The sequence below is a fragment of the Micromonospora sp. CB01531 genome, from assembly GCF_001905095.1.
Lineage (GTDB): Bacteria > Actinomycetota > Actinomycetes > Mycobacteriales > Micromonosporaceae > Micromonospora.
Map to the genome: position 1 here is coordinate 149834 of NZ_LWLS01000083.1, position 20016 is coordinate 169849.

A 20016-nucleotide genomic window follows, 5' to 3' on the forward strand; every position below is an offset into this window, starting at 1 on the left:
GTTTACGCCCTGCCGACCGGCCGCGTCCGGGAGTTGGCGGAAGCGGCCGGGGCGGGCGCCTCAGGGCGCAGCGCGGCTTCCGGGAGTGCCAGCGCGGGGGCCCAGACCAGCAGGGCGACCGGGTAGAGCAGGTAGCCGAAACGGGTCGAGGGCATCAGCAGGATCGCCGCGAGCAGTCCGTACCCACAGATCAGCGCGGTGGCGGCGGCGGTGCGCGGCGGACGGCGGAGGAGCCGGACGGCGATCGCCGCCCCGGCCGCGACCAGCAGCGCGGCGGCGACGATCCGGCCGGCGGGCAGCGCGGTGGCGATCAGGTGGCCGGGGAACGGGGACTGCGCGGGACTGGTCACCAGCCCGTGCCCGAGCGGGAAGCGCAGCACGTTCTCCACCAGCGCGTCACGGTCAACCAGCAGGGCGGGGACCAGCGCGAGCGCCGGCAGCCCGAGGGCGCCGAGGGCGGTGCGGAGGCCGGCCCGGCGGGTGGCGGCCCAGCAGATCAGCACGAGCGCGACCGGCCAGGCGAAGAGTTTCAGGGCGCCCGCCGCGCCGACCGCCAGGCCGGCCCGACCGGGCCGCTCGGCGGCGGCGAAGGCCAGCCCGAGCAGGCAGAGCGCGAGTACGGGCAGGTCGTCGCCGCCGGTCGCCAGGGTGAGCGCGCAGACCGGCAGCACCGTGGCCGCCTGGACGGCCCGGAGCAGCGCGGCGTGGCGGCGGGGCGTGGCCGGGGCGGGCCGGCTGCGCAGCGTGGCCACCGCGAGGGCCAGCACACCGGCGGTGACCAGGGCGAACCAGACCCGCGCGTCGGTCCACCAGGCGTCGACGGCGGCACGGGGCAGCCCGAACAGCGCCATGCCCGGCTGGTAGGGGGTGTAGCCGAGCAGCTGTTCCGCCGGAGGTAGCGCGGCGATCGCGTCGTGCCCCAGGTAGGGGGTGCCGTGCTCGGCCAGCCGGGCGCCGGCGTGCTCGACCACGACCACCTCCTCCTGCGCCCGGTCGGTACGCCCCGCCGCCCGCTGGATGCTCTGCGCCACGACCGGCAGCAGCGCGGTGGTGGCCCAGGCGAACCCGGTGACCGCCCAGCGGGCGCCGAGGCCGGTGAGCGGTGCGTCGGAGCGGTGCCGTCGGGCGAGGAGCTGACCGGCCACGGCGAGCGCGGCCACCAGGTAGCCGACGGCGGCGACCGTGCCCCAGGCCCGGTGCGGGAGCAGGGTGGAGGTGGCGGCGGTGACCCCGGCGAAGACCGCCGAGATGGCGTAAAGGCCCAGGTCGAGGGCGAGCCCCCCGGCGGCGGAGTCCACGGCCCGCCAGCGACGGGAGCTTCGATCGGGGTCGACGGTCACGCGGCCCAGTCTGGCAGACGGGTGCCCCGGTGCCCGGGTCGTGCTCCTCGTCGCAGGGCCGCCCGGCGGCGGTGGGTTCCGCGTACCGCCAAGAGCTGGCGGTTCACGCCGGGGGATCAGTGGTGGCTGGACTCGTCGGCGGTCTGGCCGGCGGCGGACGCCGAGGTGGCGGCGCGCCCCCGGCCGCCGGTGCGGCGACCCGGCAGGCGGATCACCGCACCCGCGTCGTGCAGCGGCGCCACGAGGCTGCCCGGTCGGCCGCCCGCCCCCCGCTGGAGGGCGGCGAGCAGCGCGCCGGCCGGCAGCGGTCGGGCGAAAAGATGGCCCTGGCCCGCGGCGCACCCCAGCTCCCAGAGCGCCCGCCGCTGCGGTTCGCTCTCCACGCCCTCGGCCACCACGGTCAGGTCGAGGCTGCGGCCCAGGTCGAGGGTGGAGCGGATCACGGCCGCCGCCTCGGCCGAACTCTCCATGGCGGTGACGAAGCTGCGGTCGATCTTCAACTCGTGCACCGGGATGCGGGACAGCAGCGACAGCGAGGAGTAGCCGGTGCCGAAGTCGTCGAGGGCCAGCCGTACGCCGGAGTCGCGCAGCCGGCTGAGCACCCGGTCCACCACGTCGAGCTGGCTGAGCGTCAGGGTCTCGGTCAGCTCCAGCACCAGCCGGTCCGGGGGCAGGTCGTGCGCCCGCAGCCGGGCCAGCACCGCCCCGGGGAAGCGGGCGTCGAGGAGGCTGCGGGGCGACACGTTCACCGAGACGGGCAGGTCGAAGCCTGCGGCCCGCCAGCTGCCGGCTGCGATCAGCGCCTGGTCGAGGATCGCCTCGGCGAACGCGGGCAGCAGCCCGGACCGTTCCACCGCCTCGATGAAGCGCAGCGGGTCGATCATGCCGTGCGTCGGGTGGTGCCAGCGGGCCAGCGCCTCCGCACCGATCACCTCGCCGCTGCCCAGGTCGACGATCGGCTGGAAGTTGACGGTGAACTCGTGATCGGCCACCGCGCGGGAGAGTTCGCCGCCGAGGGTGAGCCGGCCGAGGTCCGCGGTGTCCCGGGTCGGGGCGTACGTGGAGATCCGTTGGCCGGCGCGCTTCGCCTGGTACATCGCCACGTCGGCGCGGCGCAGCAGCTCGGGCATCCCGCCATTGGCCGGGGCGACCGCGATGCCGCCGCTGGCCTCCACGCTGATCCGCATGCCGTCCAGGTCGAGCGGCTCGTGCAGGGCGGCCAGCAGCGCCTCGGCCCGGTGCGCGGCCACCGCCGGGGCGGGCAGCCCGCGCAGCAGCACGGCGAACTCGTCGCCGCCGAGCCGGGCCACCAGGTCCCCCGGGCGGGCCGAGCCGCGCAGCCGGTCGGCGACCTGCATCAGCACCCGGTCACCGGCGCCGTGCCCGAGGGTGTCGTTGACCTCCTTGAAGTGGTTGAGGTCGATCAGCACCAGCGCGGTGACGCCCTCCGCGTGCCGGGTGGTGAGCTGATCGGTGCCCTCATCGAGCAGGTGACGCCGGTTGGAGAGCCCGGTCAGGGCGTCGTGAGTGGCGGCGTACGCGTGCTCCTCGGCGATCCGGGCCAACTCGGCGTACGCCTGGGCGTTGCGGACCGCGGTGCAGAGCGCGGAGGCAAAGGTACGCAGGGTGTACTGCTCCCGCTCGGAGAGCTCGACGGGCCCGGCGAACCGGAGTCGCAGCACACCGAGGTCGGCCACGTGGTCGTGCCCCTCCAGCGCGACCGGGATGACCCTGCCGTCCACCACGCTGGGCTCGGGAATCTCCCCGTCGTACGCGATGCCGCCGGTCCCACCCCGGACCGTGCGTCGCCCCTCGTGCAGTTCGATCTCGACCTCGTCGGCGGAGAAGAGCTCGGCGGCCTGGGTTACCGCGGTGGTCAGCACCTGGTCGAGGTCCACCACGTTGAGCGCGTCGGTGGTGCGGGCGAGTCGCTGCCACGCCTGCTGCTCGGTGCGCGCGCGGATCCGGGTGGAGTACGCCAGGTGCAGGCTGAGCACCAGCGGCGGCACGGCGAGCAGCAGCCGTGGGTCGGCCTGGAGGATGAGCAGGGTGCAGACCGCCACCACGAACCGGACCGCGAAGCCGGCGATCCGCAGATCGATGTTGCTCCGGAACTGCCGGGAGATCGGCGTTCCGGAGGCGAGCGCGATTACCGGGATCGCGAGCACATCATCGAGCAGTGCCGCGACCAGGTAGACGATGCCGAGCAGCACCACGATGCTCAACGGTTCCCGGGGCGGCCATCGGTCTCCCATCAGGGCGATGGCAGCCGTGGCGCCTCCGGCGACCAGGATGTGCTTCGCGATGCCGAATGCGGTCTTGATGGCGGGCAGCCGGGTCACCGAACCGCACGCCACGCCCAGTCCCGTCGCGAGGATCACCCACGGCGACGGGGCGACGGCGAGTCCGACCACGATCGCGGTCTCGACCCAGGCCGTGGCGAGTGTGGTCGACCGGATACGTACGGGAGTCTTGGTGACGGTGGCCAGCGCGACCATGACGACAAGGGTCGCCGTCGTCACGACGTCGCGGACCGAACTCGGCGGGCGGTGCAGGGTCGAGACCAGGGCGACGAGCGCGACCACTGCCGCGCACGCAACCAGGGTGAATACGACTGCGTGCAGACGTGGTTCGACAGCTTGCCGACGTTCCGTCGCTCGGCTCAACCGGCATCACCCGTCGCTCACCGTCGTAATCGGATGACGGGCAGCGTACCCCGGGTGGTGGCTCAGGAGGTATTGCCTCAGTTCCATTCGGTGCTGCGCATTGCTCCGGCCCTCCTCCGAATCTCCGAGCGCCTAATCGGCGTCCTGCTTCCTGCGCAGCAGATTAGGAGAGGAGATGAGGGATATCAAAGATTAAATGTCGGTATGCGCAAGATAAGGAACTCTGTCGGCCTATATGACGTTCTGTCCATCAATGCTGTGCGGAGCGAAGCGAGTCATGTTCCAGACGTGCACGTTCCGTCGCCGAGCGCAGTCCCGAGCGATGGAAGTTGCAGCTTGCCTGCCAGGGTGGGCTACCGCAGGGACACATTTCAACCTTGCTTCGGTCGGCCCATACCGCCGATACGGCGGAAGGCCTGTGCGAGGGACCGCCAATGCTCACTGGCCCCCAACCATCCGCGATCATCGGTAGAATCTCGGGCGATTGGTTGAGGCCAGCTAAACCGGAGTCGAACCTCGTGGAAATTCGAGTCCTTGGCGGCCTCACGGTAGAGGTCCAAGGACGGAGTCTCCGTCTCGGGACGCCGAAGCAGCAAGTGGTCCTGGCGATGCTCGCCGTGCACGGTGGGCGCATCGTCACGGTCGCGTCGCTCGTGGATGAACTGTGGCTAGACGAGCCACCTCGTTCGGCCGTCGCAAACGTCCGGACCTATGCCGCCAACCTCCGGCGCACCTTCGAAACGCACCGGGGTCCCGCTCTCTCCCGATTGGCGGGCGGCTACCGGCTAGAGCCGACCAACGAGTCGATGGACCTAGTGGTTTTTGAGTATCTGGTTGAAGCCGCCGCGAGTGCTTGGGCGAGCGGAGAGATCGACGCCGCCGACAGACTACTGACGCGGAGCGAGCACGTGTGGCGAGGCCCATTGGTGGCTGGCCTGCAGGTGGGGCCGATTCTCTCTGCCCGTCGGGCCGCTCTGGACGAGCAGCACATGTCGGCAATCGAGCTCTGGGCGAGGGTGGATCTGTGCCTCGGCCGTATCAGATCCGCGATTGCTGCCCTCACCGACCACATCGTGGCCCATCCCTACCGGGAACAGGCGCACGCGTTGCTGGCCCGTGCACGCTACGCGGACGATGATCCGGCCGGCGCCCTGGCTGCCATCCACCGGGCCGAGTCCGCACTCGCGGAGCATCTCGGAATCGAACCGGGCGGCGAGTTGCAGGCGTTGCGCCAGCGCATCATGGACCGGGAACCGATCTCGCTCCTTCCCGAACCGTCGGCGTCCAGACCTGGTCCCAGCGGCCCGACACCACATAGGGCGCGCCGGGGCGAAACCCTCGTACGCGAGGGTCGGATGGCTGGAAATCACCTTCCTCGGCCGGTGGTCGACTTCGTGGGGCGGAGGCAACTCGCCGCACGGCTGATGGCGGAGACTGAGGCGGCGAGCCAGCATACGTCGCCGGTATGTGTCATCGACGGCATGGCAGGTGGCGGCAAAACGGCTTTCGCCGTCCATCTGGCGTATCAACTTGCCAGCCGCCACCCGGACGCTCAGCTCTTCGTCGACCTGCGCGGGCACTCCGGGGGTGTGCCGCTGGAATCGGCGGATGCCCTGACCGTGCTGCTCCGTCAACTCGGGGTCCCGGCGGGTCGGATACCCACTGACCATGTCCGGCGGGCGGAGCTGTGGGAACGCGAGCTGGGCTATCGCCGAGCCGTCATCGTCCTGGACAACGCGGCCAGTAGAGACCAGGTCAGGGCACTCCTTCCTGCCGCGCCTGGCTCGGTCGTACTCGTTACCAGCCGCCGTCGTCTGTCGACCGCTGACGTCGGGCCTCCCGTGTCGCTCCCGGTGCTGACCGCCGATGAGGCCGTTCAACTGCTGGCTCGGACGGCGGGTCAGAACCGGATAGAGCGGGAGCCGGAAGCAGCGGTCGAGGTGGTGCGTCGCTGCGGCCATCTGCCACTCGCCGTCCGGCTGGCGCGAGGGCATCTCGCCCATCGACCCTCCTGGCGGGTTGCCGACCTGGCCCACCGTCTGAGCGTCAGTGGCACCGTACTGCGCCAGCTCGCCGTCGAGCAGCAGACGGTAGCGAGTGCCTTTGCTGCCTCTTACGAGCCACTGGACGAACCGGTAAAGCGGTTGTTTCGGCTGGTCAGCGTGCATCCCGGTGCCCATTTCGACGTGGCGATGGCAGCGGCGTTGGCGAACCTGCCGTTTGACCCTGTGGAGGCGATGCTGAACGACCTCCTCGACCAGCATCTGATCGAGGAGATCGAGCCGGGCCGCTACCGTTTGCACGATCTGATGCGGCAGTACTCGGCCGAGCTGTCCCAGGCTCCGGACGAGGCGCGGGACCGGGGGGAGGCTGCTCACCGGCTTCTCGATCACGTGCTCCACGAATCGGCCGGGCGAGCGGAACAGCTCGAATCCTCGGCACTGCGCGCTCATGTCCGTCTGGACCCACCCCGACGACCCGACCTACTCGGCCGTTCCGACCCACCCGACGTCGAGTGGTTGGAGCGCGAACGCTCGAACCTGGTTGCCTTGATCGAGTTCGCGGAGCGCGGCTCTCTTCACAGTTACGCATGGCGCCTCGCTCGCTCCATGTGGCGGTTCTGCTACATCCGTGGCTACTTCGACGACATCCTCGTCACCCATGGTTTCGACTTGGCCGCTGCGGAGAAGAACGGCGACCGGGCTGCGCAGGCAGTCATGCACAACTACCTCGCCTCCGCATGCACCCGGACTGGCAGTTACCTGGACTCGCTGCGGCACCTCGAGGCGGCGGTGTTCATCTCTCGCGAGCTCGGCGACCACTTCAACGAACACCGGTACCGGGCGAATCTGGTCGTTGTTCACTGGCTGACGGGCAACCTGGCGCAGGCGGTTGATCTCCGGCAGCAGCTTCTCCGGGAGCGCCCGGGTGGAGCGGCCGTGGAATCGATCCTGGCACTGGCGAACCTCGGCATCGCGCTCGCCAACATGGGGCGTTACGAAGAGGCTATCCGCGCCCATCGGATGCACCTGTTCATGGCCCGATGCCGAGGAAGTCAATACGACATTTCGAACGCCCTCGGCCACATCGCTGCCGTCGAGAACCAGCTCGGCCACTTCGCCAAAGCCGTCCGACTCATCACGGCGTCCCTCCGGATCCGTGACCGGACGGGACACCGGTTCGGAGAGGCAGAGGCCCGCAACGACCTGGGTATCGCGTACCGGCACCTTGGCCGGCTCGACGCCGCACGGGAGCAGCACGAGCTGGCGCTCGAACTGGCGGTCGACTCAGGCGAACGCCACGTGCAATCGGCGGTGTGGAATGACTTAGCCACGACGCTGGCGGTCATCGGGAGCACCGATGGGGCGATGGCCGCCCATCGCCGTGCCCTCGAACTCGCGACCCGCATCGCGCATCCGTACGAGCAGGGGCGTGCCCTTGTCGCGCTGGCTGACCACCTCGACGACGAGTCGGACGAGGCCCTCCGGTACCGCCGGCGTGCCTTGGCGATCTTCGGGCGTATCGGTGCGCCCGAGCGGTGGGACCTGGCCCGGCGCCTCGCCGGGGATGACACCGCCGACCGGGCCGGAGCGCGTTCGTCGGGGACCGGTTGACGACTTATCGATTTCTTATCGCGGCGCCCGCTACCGTCCTCCGCGTGTCGACCGAACGGGGGTGGTCCAGCCAGCGGCGGACCGGTCGACGGGACGCCCGCCGTCAGGTTCCCCCCAGCGACTGGACGGTGGGTGGCTGAGGGAGGAGCGCAGTGCGGCACGATCGGCACGCTCGGCACGGCGCTCCTCCCCACCGACGCTTCCGGCGGCTGGTCGTACCCGGAGGATAGGCTCGCGGCCGTGACCGATCCCGCGCAGCTCACCCACGTCGATCCGGCCGGCGCGGCCCGGATGGTCGACGTCTCCGCCAAGCCGGTCTCCGGCCGGCTCGCGGTCGCCGCCGGCCGGCTCCGCACCACGTCCGAGGTGGTGGAGCTGCTGCGCCGGGACGGCCTGCCCAAGGGCGACGCGCTGGCGGTGGGCCGGTTGGCCGGGATCATGGGGGCGAAGCGGACCCCCGACCTGATCCCGCTCTGTCATCCGATCGCCCTGCACGGCGTCACCGTCGACCTGCGGCTCACCACCGACACCGTCGAGATCACCGCGACCGCGAAGACCGCCGACCGGACGGGCGTGGAGATGGAGGCGCTCACCGCGGTGGCGGTCGCCGGGCTCGCCCTGGTCGACATGGTCAAGGCCGTCGACCCGGCGGCCTCCGTGGATGCGGTACGCGTCCTGCGCAAGGAGGGCGGCAAGACCGGCGAGTGGGTCCGACCGGAGAACCGGCCGTGATCCGGGCCCGGGTGATCGTCGCCTCCAACCGGGCCGCCGCCGGGGTGTATGCGGACACCAGCGGCCCGCTGCTCGTCGCCGGCCTGCGGGAGCTGGGCTGCGAGGTCGACGAGCCGGTGGTGGTGCCGGACGGCGAGCCGGTGGGGGCCGCGCTGCGGGCCGCCCGCGACGAGGGCATCGACGTGGTGTTGACCAGCGGCGGCACCGGCATCACCTCGACCGACCGGACCCCCGAGGTGACCCGGGCCCTGCTCGACTACGAGGTTCCCGGGATCGCCGAGGCCATCCGGGCCTACAGCCGCGACACCGTGCCCACCGCGGCCCTCTCCCGGGGGCTGGCCGGCGTGGCGGGCCGGATGCTGGTGGTGAACCTGCCCGGCTCCCGGGGTGGAGCGAAGGACGGGCTGGCCGTGCTCGGCCCGATTCTCCGGCATGCCGTCGACCAACTGAGCAACGGCGACCACTGACGAGGCACCCGGCCGGCGATAGGCTCGCCGAATGAGCACGGAAACCGCAGCTACGGCGGCCCAGGTCGCTGCGCCGCCGCCAGCCGGGTGGGAGGAGGCCCGCTCCCGGGTGTACGAGGTGGGCCTCGCCGCCGCGCTCCCCGCGGTCGACCGGCCACTCGCCGACGCCGACGGCCACACCCTCGCCGAGCCGCTGACCACCCGTACCGACCTGCCGGCGTTCCCCACCTCCAGCGTGGATGGCTGGGCGGTGCGGGGAGACGGGCCGTGGCAGGTGGTCGGCCGGGTGCTCGCCGGGCACACCCCGCCCCCGCTGGCCACCGACGGCACCACCGTCGAGATCGCCACCGGCGCGATGGTCCCGGCGGGGGCCGCCGCGATCCTGCGGATCGAGGAGTCGACCCGGACCGCGGACGGTCGGGTGGCCGGCACGCCGCGTCCGGCACCCGAGTGGCGGGAGCCGGGCGAGGAGGCGTACGCCGGGGAGGAGCTGCTGCCCGCCGGCACCCCGGTCGACCCGGCGCTGATCGGGCTGGCCGCCTCCTGCGGTCACGACACGCTGCGGGTCCGCCGCTCGCCGCGGGCGGCGCTGCTGGTGTTCGGCGACGAACTGCTGACCGCCGGCCCGCCGGGTGCCGGCCGGGTCCGCGACGCCCTCGGCCCGGCGGTGCCCGCCTGGCTGCGCCGGTACGGCTGTCAGGTGCGGTCGGCCGACGTGGTCGGCCCGGTGGCCGACACCCTCCCCGCCCACGTGGCGGCGCTGCGCGGCGCGCTCGCCGACGCCGACCTGGTCTGCACCACCGGTGGGACCATGCACGGTCCGGTCGACCACCTGCACCCGGCGCTGGCGGAGCTCGGCGCGGACTACGTGGTCAACACGGTGGCGGTGCGTCCGGGGTTCCCGATGCTGCTGGCCCGGCTGGTGGGCGACGACGGGCGGGTCCGGTTCGTGGCGGGCTTGCCGGGCAACCCGCAGTCGGCCGTGGTCGCGCTGGTCTCGTTGGTCGCGCCGCTGCTCGCCGGCCTGCAGGGTCGGCCGATGCCGGTGCTGCCGCAGGTCACCCTCGCCGAGCCGGTCCAGGGCCGGGGTGACTACACCCACCTGGCTCTGGTCCGCTGGGACCGGGCGGCCGGCACCGCCCGCCCGCTGCGCCACGTCGGCTCGGCGATGCTGCGCGGGCTGGCCGGGGCGGACGGCTTCGCGGTGATCCGCCCGGGCACCAGCGGCGAGGCCGGCGACCGGGTGCCGCTCGTACCGCTGCCGTTGACCCCCGGGGAGCGGTCATGGTGAGCGTGAGGAGTGAGCCGGGGTTGCGAGCCCCGCAGTCGCGAACGAGGGAGGAACAGTGAGCCCGGTCGTGGGGCTCACCACCGGCGTGGTGACCGACCAGCCGCTCGACCTGGCCGCGCACGAGGCGGCGGTGGCCGACCGGCGGGCCGGCGCGGTGGTGTCGTTCCAGGGCGTGGTCCGCGACCACGACCACGGCCGGTCGGTCACCCTGCTCGAGTACGAGGGGCACCCCACCGCCGAGGCGGTGCTGCGCGAGGTGGCCGCCGAGATCGCCGCCGATCCGGACGTGTACGCGGTGGCCGTGTCGCACCGGATCGGCCGGCTGGAGATCGGCGACGCGGCCCTGGTCGCGGCGGTCAGCACCGCCCACCGGGCGGCGGCCTTCGCGGCCTGCGCCCGGCTGGTGGACGAGGTGAAGGCGCGGCTGCCGATCTGGAAGCGGCAGGTGTTCGCCGACGGCACCGAGGAGTGGGTGAACTGCCCCTGACCGGCGCACGAGGGCAGGGAACGCGGCCGGGTGGGACGGTCAGCGCCGGCCGGCGAGCTGGGCGGCGCGGATCAGCCGGTCGTGGTAGAACGCGGGCTCCGCGCCGGGCCGCCAGGGCAGTGCCGCGACGAGCACGATCAGGGCAATCGCCAGCGAGTTCTCCATCAGCGCGCCGAACAGGCCGTCCTGGTAGTGGGACACCTCGGGGAGTTGGTGCTCGTACGGCCAGATGGGCGAGACCAGGAAGAGCAGGTAGAGGGCGAGCGCGCCGACCCCGTGCCGCAGCCCGGTGAGAGCCGGATACCAGATCGGCGGGCGCAACGCGGGCACCCCGCCGGTGGGTGGCATACCGGTGATCCGGGCCGACAGACCGCGGCTCGCCTCGTGGCGGCGTACCGCGGCGTCGGCCAGCACGATGATCGCCGGGATCACCCAGACCAGATGGTGCGACCAGGAGATCGGGCTGATGACGTTGGCGGTCAGCCCGACCAGGGTGAACGCGGTCAACTCGTCGCCGTCGGCGCGAGCGCTGGCCGCCCGGGACAGCCCCAGCGCCAGCATCAGCACCGAGAACGCCAGCCAGAGCAGTCCGGGTGTCTCGATCGAGTCGTAGAGCCGGGCCAGCAGCCCGGCCAGCGACTGGTTGGCGGTCATGTCCGCCGCGCCGACCCGCTCGGTCTGCCAGAGCACCGTGCCGAAGTAGGTCCGCGACTCCGCCCCGACCACGGCGAACGTCGCGAGGGTCACGCCGATGGCGGTGCCGATCGCGGTCATCGCCGCCCGCCACTGCCGCGTGATCATCAGGTACGCGATGAACAGCGCCGGGGTGAGCTTGACCGCGGTGGCCAGCCCGATGCCGACGCCGGCCCAGGCTCCGCTGTAGACGTACCGGGCCAGCGCCGAGTCGGCGGTGTCGTGGTGGGTGCCCCGCTTCGCCCGCCAGCGCAGGCCGACCAGGTCCGCCATGACCAGCGCGAACAGCAGCAGGTTGACCTGGCCGTATCCGAGGGTCTCGCGGGACGGCTCGATGGCGACGGCCAGCGGCGTGGCGATGCCGACGGTGAACCAGAGCGACCAGCCCAGCCGGTCGACGATCGGGCGCAGCAGCGCGGCCAGTACGACGGCGAGCGCGGCGATGCTGGCCAGGGCGTTGAGCCAGCCGGTCGCCGCGACCGGTAGCCAGGACATCGGCAGCATGACCAGGCCGGCGAAGGGCGGGTAGGTGAAGCCGAGGGTCGTCGAGGGGGCGATGAAGTCGTAGAGCTCGTTGCCGCCGGCCCACCACACCACTGCACCGTGGTAGATCCGCATGTCGAAGAAGTTGTACGGACGTCCGAACGCGCCGATGGCGAGCCACGCCGCGTAGGCGACGGCGGCCACGACGCCGCTGCGTACGACTGTCCTGCGATCGATTCGACGGGTGCCGCGCTGGACTGGAGCGAGGCGGTCCATCCGTCTACCGACGGTCGTCGGCATGGCGGTGCCACCCCCGTACCAAGATCCTACTTCCCGTCCAGGTCCCGCACGGAGCCTAGAACGGCGCCTCACGTTGCTGCCTCCCGCGTTATGCGACCGTGTCCGATCCCACACGTGTTTTTGACATTTCCATCGCGTTAACGGGTCTCGGATGGTTCAGGTGATTAGTGGCCTTGCGGGGGGTGGAGGCCGTATTGATGCAGGTCAACCCGGTATTCGGCGGGCGGAGGCCGCAGAGCGTACGGCGATCTTCGCCTCTCGGCGGGCGGTCCGGACCGCGCGCTGCACCGAGCGGCGCGAGTGGTCGATCCGGTGACCGGCCCGCCAGCGCAGTCCGGGCTTGCCCTCGGTGTCCGCGGCGGCGAGGAGCAGGCCGCCGAAGAGGCCGAGGTTCTTCAGGAAGTGGACCTGGTTGTTGTTCCGCGCCATCGGGTCGTCGGTGCTCCAGAAGGGATGGCCGGCGAAGGTGGTCGGCACCAGGGTCCCGGCGAGGACGAGCGCGGCCGGCCGGGTGAACTTGCCGGTCGCCAGCATCAGCCCGCCGACGAGCTGGGTGGCCGCGTTCGCGCGGACCAGTGTCTCGGTGTCGGTCGGGATCCGTGGGTGCAGGTTCTGGATCAGCGGGGCGACCCGGTCGGTGACCGGCTTGGCGGCCGTGACCAGCCGTTCCGGGTTCTGCAGGTTGCGGGCGCCGCTGACCACGAAGATGCCGCTCAACATGACTCGGGCGAGGGAGCGCACGGGCTTCATAAACCAGTCATACCCCGTCGAGCCGGTCACCACCCCGGCAACACTCGAACGAGATCGGCCGACATGGACGTCCGGCCGGCCCGGTCGCCGGGCTGATTTCAGCGACCGTCGCTGATGGACCGGGTTCGGACGGTAAGGTCGCGCGGGTGACGACCCTGCGACTCCGACCCGAGGATCCGGCGGACGAGGCACCGGTCGCCCGGGTGCTGGCGACCGCCTTCGCCCGCCCCGACGTGGCCACCCCGCCCGAGGTGGGGCTGGTCGACGACCTCCGGCACAGCGACGCCTGGATCCCGGAGCTGGCCATGGTCGCCGAGTACGGCGGCGAGGTCGTCGGTTTCGCGCTGCTGACCCGGGCGCGGGTGTGCAGCGACGATGCGGCGTACCCGGCCCTGGCGCTCGGGCCGGTGGCGGTCGCGCCGTACCGGCAGCGGATCGGGCACGGCACGGCGGTGGTGCAGGCGGCCCTGGACGCCGCGACCGAGCTGGGTGAGCGGCTGGTGGTGGTGCTCGGCGATCCGGCGTTCTACCGCCGCTTCGGGTTCAGCCGAGCGGACCGGCTGGGACTGACCAGCCCCTGGTCGGGGCTCGGGGAGCCGTGGCAGGCGTTGGTGCTGCCCCCGTCCACCACGGACGAGGCCCCACCGCCGGGAGGTGAGGTGCTCTTCCCGCCGCCCTGGGCCAAGGTGTGAGCCGGGTGGTCAGGCCGGCTGGGTGCGCAGGTACCGGCCGAAGTGCGGGACGGTGAAGGCGACCGTGCCGCGCTCGCCGGAGTAGATCAGGCCCTTCTTGATTAGGGCGTCCCGGGCGGGCGAGAGGCTGGCCGGCTTGCGACCCAGCGCCCGGGCGATCTCCGCGGTGGGTACCGCCGCGTCCATGTCGTCCCGGCCGTTCTCCTCCCCTTCCACCAGGGAGAGTGTCGCCATCGCCCGCATGTACTCGCGTTCGGCCGGGGTGGCCCGCTCGAACCGGGATCCGAAGAAGCCGACGGCCAGCTCGGCCTCCGCCTCGGGTGCGGCGACCCGGACGTCGGCGGCGGTGATCGGCGAGCGGGGCGCGTGGTCCCAGGTGGCCTTCCCGTACGCCTGGACGAAGTAGGGGTATCCGCCGGACTTCTCGTAGAGCAGGTCGAGGGCCTTCGGCTCGTACTCGATCTCCTCCCGCTCGGCCGGCGCGCAGAGCGCCTGATCGGCGGCGATCCGGTCCAGCCGGTCGATCCGCTGGTAGCGGAAGAGCCGCTCGGAGTACGACTTCGCGGCGCTGAGCACGGCCGGCAGGTGTGGCAGCCCGGCACCGACGACGATCAGCGGCGCGCCGAGCTGGGACAGCTCGTGGCAGGCGGCGCAGAGCGCGGAGACGTCCTCCGCGCCGAGGTCCTGCATCTCGTCGATGAAGATCGCGACGCCGGTGCCCACGTCGGTGGCGACCGCCGCGGCGTCGGTGAGCAGCTCGACCAGGTCGATCTCGATGTCCCCGGAGTCGGCCCGGCCGCTGCTGGCCGGCACGTCGATGCCCGGCTGCCAGCGGTCGCGCAGCTTCGGCGCGGCCCCGCCGCGTCCGGTGGGCGCGGTGCGCTGGGCGAACGCCTTGAGCACGCCGAGGAAGGCGTCGATCCGGTCCGGGGCGCGGTGCCGGGGTGCCAGCTCGCGGACCGCCATGTGCAGCGCGGCGGCGATCGGCCGGCGGAGCGACTGTTCGGGCCGGGCCTCGATCTTGCCGGTGCCCCAGAGGTGGCTGATCGCCTGCGAGCGGAGGGTGTTCAGCAGGACCGTCTTGCCCACCCCGCGCAGTCCGGTGAGCATCAGGCTGCGTTCCGGGCGGCCCCGGGCGATCCGTTCCAGCACCACGTCGAAGACGTCCAGCTCGCGGCCCCGGCCGGCGAGTTCGGGCGGGCGCTGGCCGGCACCGGGGGCGTACGGGTTGCGGACCGGATCCACGAATCGCAGAGTATCGGGCCGTCTAGCTGGGAGGCTAGACATCCGTAGATGGGGCTACCGGCGTGTCGGGCTCCTCGACAGAAAACTAGGGCTGTCTAGCATTCACGCTAGACAGCCCTAGTTTTGGTTACCATCGGCCGTGCCGTCGCGTCGCAAGCCAGCGGCACAGGTCAGCGACGCAGGTCAGCGGCGCTTGAGGCAGAGCACGAAGTCGAGGGTGTCCAACTCGCTGTCGAAGAAGTACCAGTCGGTGTAGCCCTCGACCTTGGCGCACTTCGCCTCGGCGTCCTTCTGGCCGCTGGTCGGACCGTCGAAGCGGCGCAACACCTGGTAGGAGTTCGCGCCGCACTCGCTGATCGCCAGCTTCGGCTGCTGCCCGTCCGCGCCCTCGTTGCGGACGCACTGACCCGCCTTGACGAAGCGCGAGTCGGTCGAGGTCGCCGGAGTCGGGGTGGTGGTCGCCGGTTCGGGGGGCGTGCTCGCCCCCGAGGTCGGATCGGCCGGCGCGCCGGAGCCGCTCACCCGGGCCGGCTCGTCCCGGCCGAGGACCCAGTACGCCCCGGCGCCGCCGAGCGCCAGCACCGCCAGCAAGGCCAGCACCGCAACCAGCCGGCCCCCGCCGCGCTTCGACGGCGTCGGCTCGGCGTACGGCGCCGGCTCGGTGTAGGGCGGCTGGCCGGCGTACGGCGATCGCTCGGCGTACGTCGGCTCGGCGTAGCCGGGCACGGTCGGCGGGTACCCCTGGTGGACCGGCTGCCCGGTGTCCCAGCCGACGGTCGGCTCGTGCCGCTGGGCGGGCGGCTCGCCCCACCCGCCCGGCTGCCGGGCGTACCCCGGGTCGTAGCGAGGGCCGGCCAGCGGGGCGTACTCGTCCTCGGGTCGCCGTCCGTCCCACGGGCCAGGGGAGCCGCCACCCGGTGGTCCGAAGTTCGACATGGGACGTCCTCCTGGGTACGCCAGTGGGTGAGAGGCCGGCCACCAACGGGGGACACCGTGCCCTGGTCACCGTAGCCTGGTCCACCGATGAGCTCACGCCCCACAGCTGCGACGTCGACCGTCGACCACGCTCCCACCGCCGCCCGTCCCGCGTTCGTCTGGACCGCACTGGTCCTCGTCTACGTGCTCTGGGGCTCGACCTACCTGGGCATCCGGGTTGCGGTCGAGTCGCTGCCGCCGCTCGCCTCCGCGGCGATGCGGTTCGCCGCCGCCGCCGGAGTGCTCGCCCTGGTGCTCCGGCTCCGCCGCGGGCCGGGGGCGCTCCGCGTCGATCTTCGGCAGCTCAGGTCCGCCGCCCTGGTCGGCGTGCTCCTGCTCGCCGGCGGCAACGGGCTCGTGGTCCTCGCCGAGTCCGGCCCGGCCGGCGTGGCGCTGCCCTCCGGCATCGCCGCGCTGCTGGTGGCCACCGTCCCGCTGCTGGTCGTGCTGCTGCGTACGCTCGGCGGCGACCGGCCCCGGCTGTGGACCTTCGCCGGGGTGGCCCTCGGCTTCGTCGGGCTCGTCCTGCTCGTGCTTCCCACCGGTGGGCCGGGCAGCGTACCCATGGTCGGCGCGCTCACCGTGGTCGTCGGCGCCACCTGCTGGTCCGTCGGCTCCTATCTCTCCGGGCGCATCCGGATGCCCGCCGACCCGTTCGTGGCCACCGTCTACGAGATGGTCGCCGGCGCGGCGGCGCTCACCGTGCTCGCCACCGTCCGGGGCGAGCTGCGCGATTTCTCCCCGGCCCAGGTGACCGGCCGCTCCTGGGCGGCGCTGTTGTACCTGATGGTGGCCGGCTCGTTGGTCGCCTTCACCGCGTACGTCTGGCTGCTGCACCACGCCCCGATCTCCCTCGTCGCCACCTACGCGTACGTGAACCCGGTGGTCGCGGTGGGGCTCGGTGCGCTGTTCGCCGCCGAACCGGTCACCACCCAGGTGCTGCTCGGCGGGGCGGTGATCGTCGCCGGGGTGGCCGTGGTGGTCAGCACCGAGCGTCCCCGCCGGTCGGTCGACCGGGCACCCCGGCAGGCCGTCCGCCGTTGAGCAGGGCCCCTCTCCCTTCAGATCAGGCGTAGCTGGCGGTCCTTGGGGCGGCGGGGCTCGGCCTCGCCGAACCGTTCGAAGAGCCCCGGGTCGATCACGTCGAGGAACGGTGACGGGCGGCACTCGCGCTCCGACCCGTGCCGGATCCGCCGGGCGGCGTGACTCACGTACAGCCGGTCCTGCGCCCGGGTGAGCCCGACGAAGAAGAGCCGGCGCTCCTCGGCGATCGCGTCGTCGCCCGGTTCCGACCCCGGCCAGCGCAGCGGCAGCAGCCCGTCCTCAGCGCCGACCAGGAAGACCACCGGAAACTCCAGGCCCTTGGCCGCGTGCAGGGTGAGCAGGGTGACCGCCTCGGCGCGCGGGTCCAGGGCGTCCACCTCGGCCCCGGTGGCGAGCTGGGAGAGGAAGAGCCCGAGGTCGTCGCCGCAGCGCCGGGCCAGCGGGGTGAGCAGGTCCACCGCGGTGCGGACGTCCTCGGGGCGTACCGAGCCGGCGCCGTCGAGCGTCGGCACGGCGAAGCGTTCCGCCAGGATCTGCCCGGCCAGCCGGACGCGGGCGGCCAACGAGCCGTCCAGCCCGGCGTGCCGCAGCTCGCGGGCGATCGCCGTCACCCCGGGCCGGTCGCGGAGCCGGTCGTGCGAGCGCTTCTGCACCGGGATGTTGGCCCGGGCCAGCGCGTCCACGATCGGTGCGGCCTGCGAGTCGGTGCGGTAGAGCACGGCGATGTCGGAGAACGACAGCGAGGTGGACCGGCCGTCGATCCGGCCCGAGTCGAGCGAACGGTGGGAGAGGCCGCCGACCAGCTCGTCGACGGTGCGTACCACGAAATCGGCCTCGCCCGCGACGGAGGCCGCGGCGTAACGACCGACCAGCGGGGCCTCCGGGTCGAGCCGGGCCGGGTCGAGCCGGCGGCCACGGACCAGCGACGACGGCGCGATGGCCTGCACCGCGGCGGCCAGGATCGGTGCCGAGGAGCGGTAGTTGCGGTTCAGCCGGACCAGCCGGGCGTCGGTGAAGTCCTGGGAGAAGCGCAGGAAGTAGCCGACGTCCGCGCCCCGGAACGAGTAGATCGCCTGGTCGGGGTCGCCGATCGCGCAGAGGTTGCCGTCGGCGGGGCTGAGCAGCCGCAGCAGCTCGTACTGGACGGCGTCGACGTCCTGGTACTCGTCGACGAAGATCCACTTCCAGCGCTCGCGGTACTCGCGCACCAGCTTCCGGTCCGCCGTCAGCAGCGCCACCGGCAGGGTGAGCAGCTCGTCCAGGTCGACCAGGTCCCGCTTGCGCAGCAGCGAGGTGTACCGGTCGTCGTCGGCACCGGCCTCGGTCCGGGCCGCCACGCGGTCCGCGTCGTCGGCGATGCGGAAATCCGCCGGCAGCCCAGCGGCTTCGGCGTTTTCCCGCAGGATGGTCAGCCCCAGCGAGTGGAAGGTGCCGACCGTGATGTCCTCGGCGACCGGGCCGAGCAGCCCGTCCAGGCGGTGCCGCAGCTCCTCGGCCGCCCGGCGGGTGAAGGTGATCGCCAGGCACTGCTCCGGGAAGACGTTCAGCTCCGCGCAGAGGTACGCGATCCGGTGGGTCAGCGTCCGGGTCTTGCCGGTGCCCGGACCGGCCACGATGAGCAGCGGGCCACCCGGTGCGGAGGCCGCCACCCGCTGCATCGCGTCGAGCCGGTCCAGCAGGCCGGTGCCGACCTCCTCCATGCCGGCGAGCATCGGCTCGAAGGGCTCGTGCGGAGAGGGCACCGGCGCGATCGGTGGCGGCGGTGGCGGGACGGGCTTCCGCTTCGGCTCCGGCTTGGCCGTCGCCGGGCGCTTCGCCTTCGGCTTCGGCGCCGGCTCCGCGGGTTTCCGCGGCGCGGGCACGGGTACGTCGAAGAGGGTGTCCTGCGCGTTCGGCGCGGCACCGCCACCCAACTCGGCGGGGTCGAACAAGGTGATCACCCCGTACTCGCCGTCGTAGCCCGGGACCCGGCGCACCTCGCCGCGGCGGAGCCGGCCGATGCCCTCGGCGAGCAGTTCGCCGCCGACCCGGCCGATCTCGTCCAGCGGGGTGCCGGTCAGGATCTCCAGCTCCGGGCCGAGCGCGGCGACCAGCTCGTTGAGCTTCCCCTCGACCTTCTTCGACCGGGCACCCACCTTGTTGATCTCGCCGAGGATCTCGGCCAGCGGCACCAGGTGGGTCACCTCGCGGGCGTGTGCCGGCCGGTGCCCCTCGGGCCGGTCGGCCAGCTCCTCGACCCGGCTGAGCACGCCCACCGTCAGCGGCTTGCCGCACTCCGGGCACCGGCCGCCGGCCTCCCGGGTCCGCTCGGGCGCCCAGTTCACCCCGCAGAGGCGGTGCCCGTCGGCGTGGTACTTGCCCTCCTCCGGGAAGAACTCGATGGTGCCGGCGAGCCCGTCCCCGGTGCGCAACGCCTCACGGATCGCGAAGTAGTCGCGGGCCGAGCTGAAGACGGTTGCCTCGCGGGCCAGCGCGGGCGGCGAGTGCGCGTCCGAGTTGGACACGAGCTGGTAGCGGTCCAGGCTGCCGACCCGCCAGTTCATCTCCGGGTCGGAGGAGAGGCCGGTCTCCACGGCGAAGACGTGCTCGGCCAGGTCGGCGTAGCAGTCGGCGATCGCGTCGAAGCCGGACTTCGAGCCGAGCGCGGAGAACCACGGCGTCCAGATGTGCGCCGGCACCAGGTAGCCGTCCGGGCTTGCCTCCAGCGTGATCTCCAGCAGGTCCCGGGAGTCCAGGCCGAGGATCGGCCGGCCGTCCGACCCCAGGTTGCCGATCCGCCCCAGCACGGCGTTGAACCGGGCCACCGCGTCCAGGTCCGGCAGGTAGATGAGGTGGTGCACCTTCCGGGTCCGGTCGTCCCGCTTGTAGATCGTGGAGATCTCCACGCTGAGCAGGAACCGGACCGGGTCCGCCTCCGCAGTGCTGGCCAGCCGGGGTGGCAGCCGCCGGGCGATGTCCCGCTCCGCATCCGGGCTGAGCCGGAACAGGCCGGGCTCGGCCGGGTGCAGCGTCTCGCGGAGGTGGTCGTACCAGGCGGGATGGGTGAAGTCACCGGTGCCGAGGACACCGATGCCCTTGCGCCGGGCCCACCATCCGAGGTTCGGCAGGGTCAGGTCCCGGCTGCACGCGCGCGAGTACTTCGAGTGGATGTGCAGATCCGCGACGAACGGCGGGAGGCCACCGGGGGGTACGGCGCTGAACGGAGGCACGCCGCATCCTGTCACGAGCCGTCCCCGG

At 72.5% G+C, this 20016-nt stretch carries 14 protein-coding genes; 7 read left to right on the top strand and 7 right to left on the bottom strand.

All coding sequences use genetic code 11. From position 1 onward, the window contains the following. Positions 1-2: 2 nt before the first annotated feature. Both A6A27_RS24570 and A6A27_RS24575 read right to left on the bottom strand, forming a co-directional pair. Positions 3-1340, bottom strand: a complete 1338-nt coding sequence (locus tag A6A27_RS24570; protein ID WP_083672821.1) for a glycosyltransferase 87 family protein — start codon at positions 1338-1340, stop codon at positions 3-5. Between the two features lie 116 nt (positions 1341-1456). Further along, positions 1457-3943 (bottom strand): putative bifunctional diguanylate cyclase/phosphodiesterase, encoded by a 2487-nt coding sequence (locus A6A27_RS24575; RefSeq protein WP_073837126.1) that lies wholly within the window; start codon positions 3941-3943, stop codon positions 1457-1459. A gap of 671 nt (positions 3944-4614) precedes the next feature. Between A6A27_RS24575 and A6A27_RS24580 the strand changes: the two genes are divergently transcribed. The 5 genes from A6A27_RS24580 to A6A27_RS24600 all read left to right on the top strand — a co-directional run bounded on the left by A6A27_RS24580 (position 4615) and on the right by A6A27_RS24600 (position 10597). After that, positions 4615-7620, top strand: a complete 3006-nt coding sequence (locus A6A27_RS24580; RefSeq protein WP_158074039.1) for an AfsR/SARP family transcriptional regulator — start codon at positions 4615-4617, stop codon at positions 7618-7620. A 240-nt stretch (positions 7621-7860) separates the two neighbouring features. Further along, the gene (gene moaC, locus A6A27_RS24585) at positions 7861-8352 is read left to right on the top strand and encodes a cyclic pyranopterin monophosphate synthase MoaC (RefSeq protein ID WP_073837000.1); all 492 of its coding nucleotides are present in this window, start codon (positions 7861-7863) and stop codon (positions 8350-8352) included. Next, positions 8349-8819, top strand: coding sequence for a MogA/MoaB family molybdenum cofactor biosynthesis protein (locus A6A27_RS24590; protein ID WP_073837127.1), 471 nt, complete (start codon positions 8349-8351; stop codon positions 8817-8819). The genes moaC and A6A27_RS24590 overlap by 4 nt, the downstream gene beginning before the upstream one ends. Positions 8820-8850: 31 nt before the next feature. Beyond that, entirely contained in the window at positions 8851-10110 is a 1260-nt protein-coding gene (locus A6A27_RS24595; RefSeq protein ID WP_073837001.1) for a molybdopterin molybdotransferase MoeA, read from the top strand. Positions 10111-10165: 55 nt separating this feature from the next. After that, a complete protein-coding gene (locus A6A27_RS24600; RefSeq protein ID WP_073837002.1) occupies positions 10166-10597 on the top strand; it encodes a molybdenum cofactor biosynthesis protein MoaE in 432 nt (143 codons plus the stop codon). 39 nt (positions 10598-10636) lie between these two features. Here the strand turns inward: A6A27_RS24600 and A6A27_RS24605 are convergent, their stop codons facing one another. Together A6A27_RS24605 and A6A27_RS24610 are read right to left on the bottom strand one after the other, a co-directional pair. Then, positions 10637-12073: a glycosyltransferase 87 family protein gene (locus A6A27_RS24605; RefSeq protein WP_073837003.1), complete on the bottom strand. Its 1437-nt coding sequence runs from the start codon at positions 12071-12073 to the stop codon at positions 10637-10639. A 204-nt stretch (positions 12074-12277) separates the two neighbouring features. Next, positions 12278-12823, bottom strand: a complete 546-nt coding sequence (locus A6A27_RS24610; RefSeq protein ID WP_073837004.1) for a DoxX family protein — start codon at positions 12821-12823, stop codon at positions 12278-12280. A 146-nt stretch (positions 12824-12969) separates the two neighbouring features. On the opposite strand from A6A27_RS24610, the gene A6A27_RS24615 reads away from it, so the two are divergent. Next, positions 12970-13515 (top strand): GNAT family N-acetyltransferase, encoded by a 546-nt coding sequence (locus tag A6A27_RS24615; protein WP_073837005.1) that lies wholly within the window; start codon positions 12970-12972, stop codon positions 13513-13515. Positions 13516-13524: 9 nt separating this feature from the next. Here A6A27_RS24615 and A6A27_RS24620 read toward each other — a convergent pair whose 3' ends face one another. Continuing rightward, positions 13525-14760 carry an ATP-binding protein gene (locus tag A6A27_RS24620; RefSeq protein WP_073837006.1) on the bottom strand — a complete coding sequence of 412 codons (1236 nt, stop codon included), beginning with the start codon at positions 14758-14760 and terminating at the stop codon, positions 13525-13527. Between the two features lie 183 nt (positions 14761-14943). Next, positions 14944-15696, bottom strand: coding sequence for an LppU/SCO3897 family protein (locus A6A27_RS24625; RefSeq protein ID WP_073837007.1), 753 nt, complete (start codon positions 15694-15696; stop codon positions 14944-14946). An 87-nt stretch (positions 15697-15783) separates the two neighbouring features. Here A6A27_RS24625 and A6A27_RS24630 point away from each other — a divergent pair, with 87 nt between their 5' ends. Then, entirely contained in the window at positions 15784-16779 is a 996-nt protein-coding gene (locus tag A6A27_RS24630; protein WP_083672823.1) for an EamA family transporter, read from the top strand. 17 nt (positions 16780-16796) lie between these two features. On the opposite strand, the gene A6A27_RS24635 is transcribed toward A6A27_RS24630, so the two are convergent. Next, entirely contained in the window at positions 16797-19988 is a 3192-nt protein-coding gene (locus A6A27_RS24635; protein ID WP_073837008.1) for a UvrD-helicase domain-containing protein, read from the bottom strand. Positions 19989-20016 lie beyond the last annotated feature (28 nt).

Coding starts and splice junctions, on each gene's coding strand:
- A6A27_RS24580 (WP_158074039.1), top strand. CDS start 4,615: ATGCTCGCCGTGCACGGTGGGCGCATCGTCACGGTCGCGTCGCTCGTG.
- A6A27_RS24595 (WP_073837001.1), top strand. CDS start 8,851: ATGAGCACGGAAACCGCAGCTACGGCGGCCCAGGTCGCTGCGCCGCCG.
- A6A27_RS24605 (WP_073837003.1), bottom strand. CDS start 12,073: ATGCCGACGACCGTCGGTAGACGGATGGACCGCCTCGCTCCAGTCCAG.
- A6A27_RS24610 (WP_073837004.1), bottom strand. CDS start 12,823: ATGAAGCCCGTGCGCTCCCTCGCCCGAGTCATGTTGAGCGGCATCTTC.
- A6A27_RS24625 (WP_073837007.1), bottom strand. CDS start 15,696: ATGTCGAACTTCGGACCACCGGGTGGCGGCTCCCCTGGCCCGTGGGAC.
- A6A27_RS24630 (WP_083672823.1), top strand. CDS start 15,784: ATGAGCTCACGCCCCACAGCTGCGACGTCGACCGTCGACCACGCTCCC.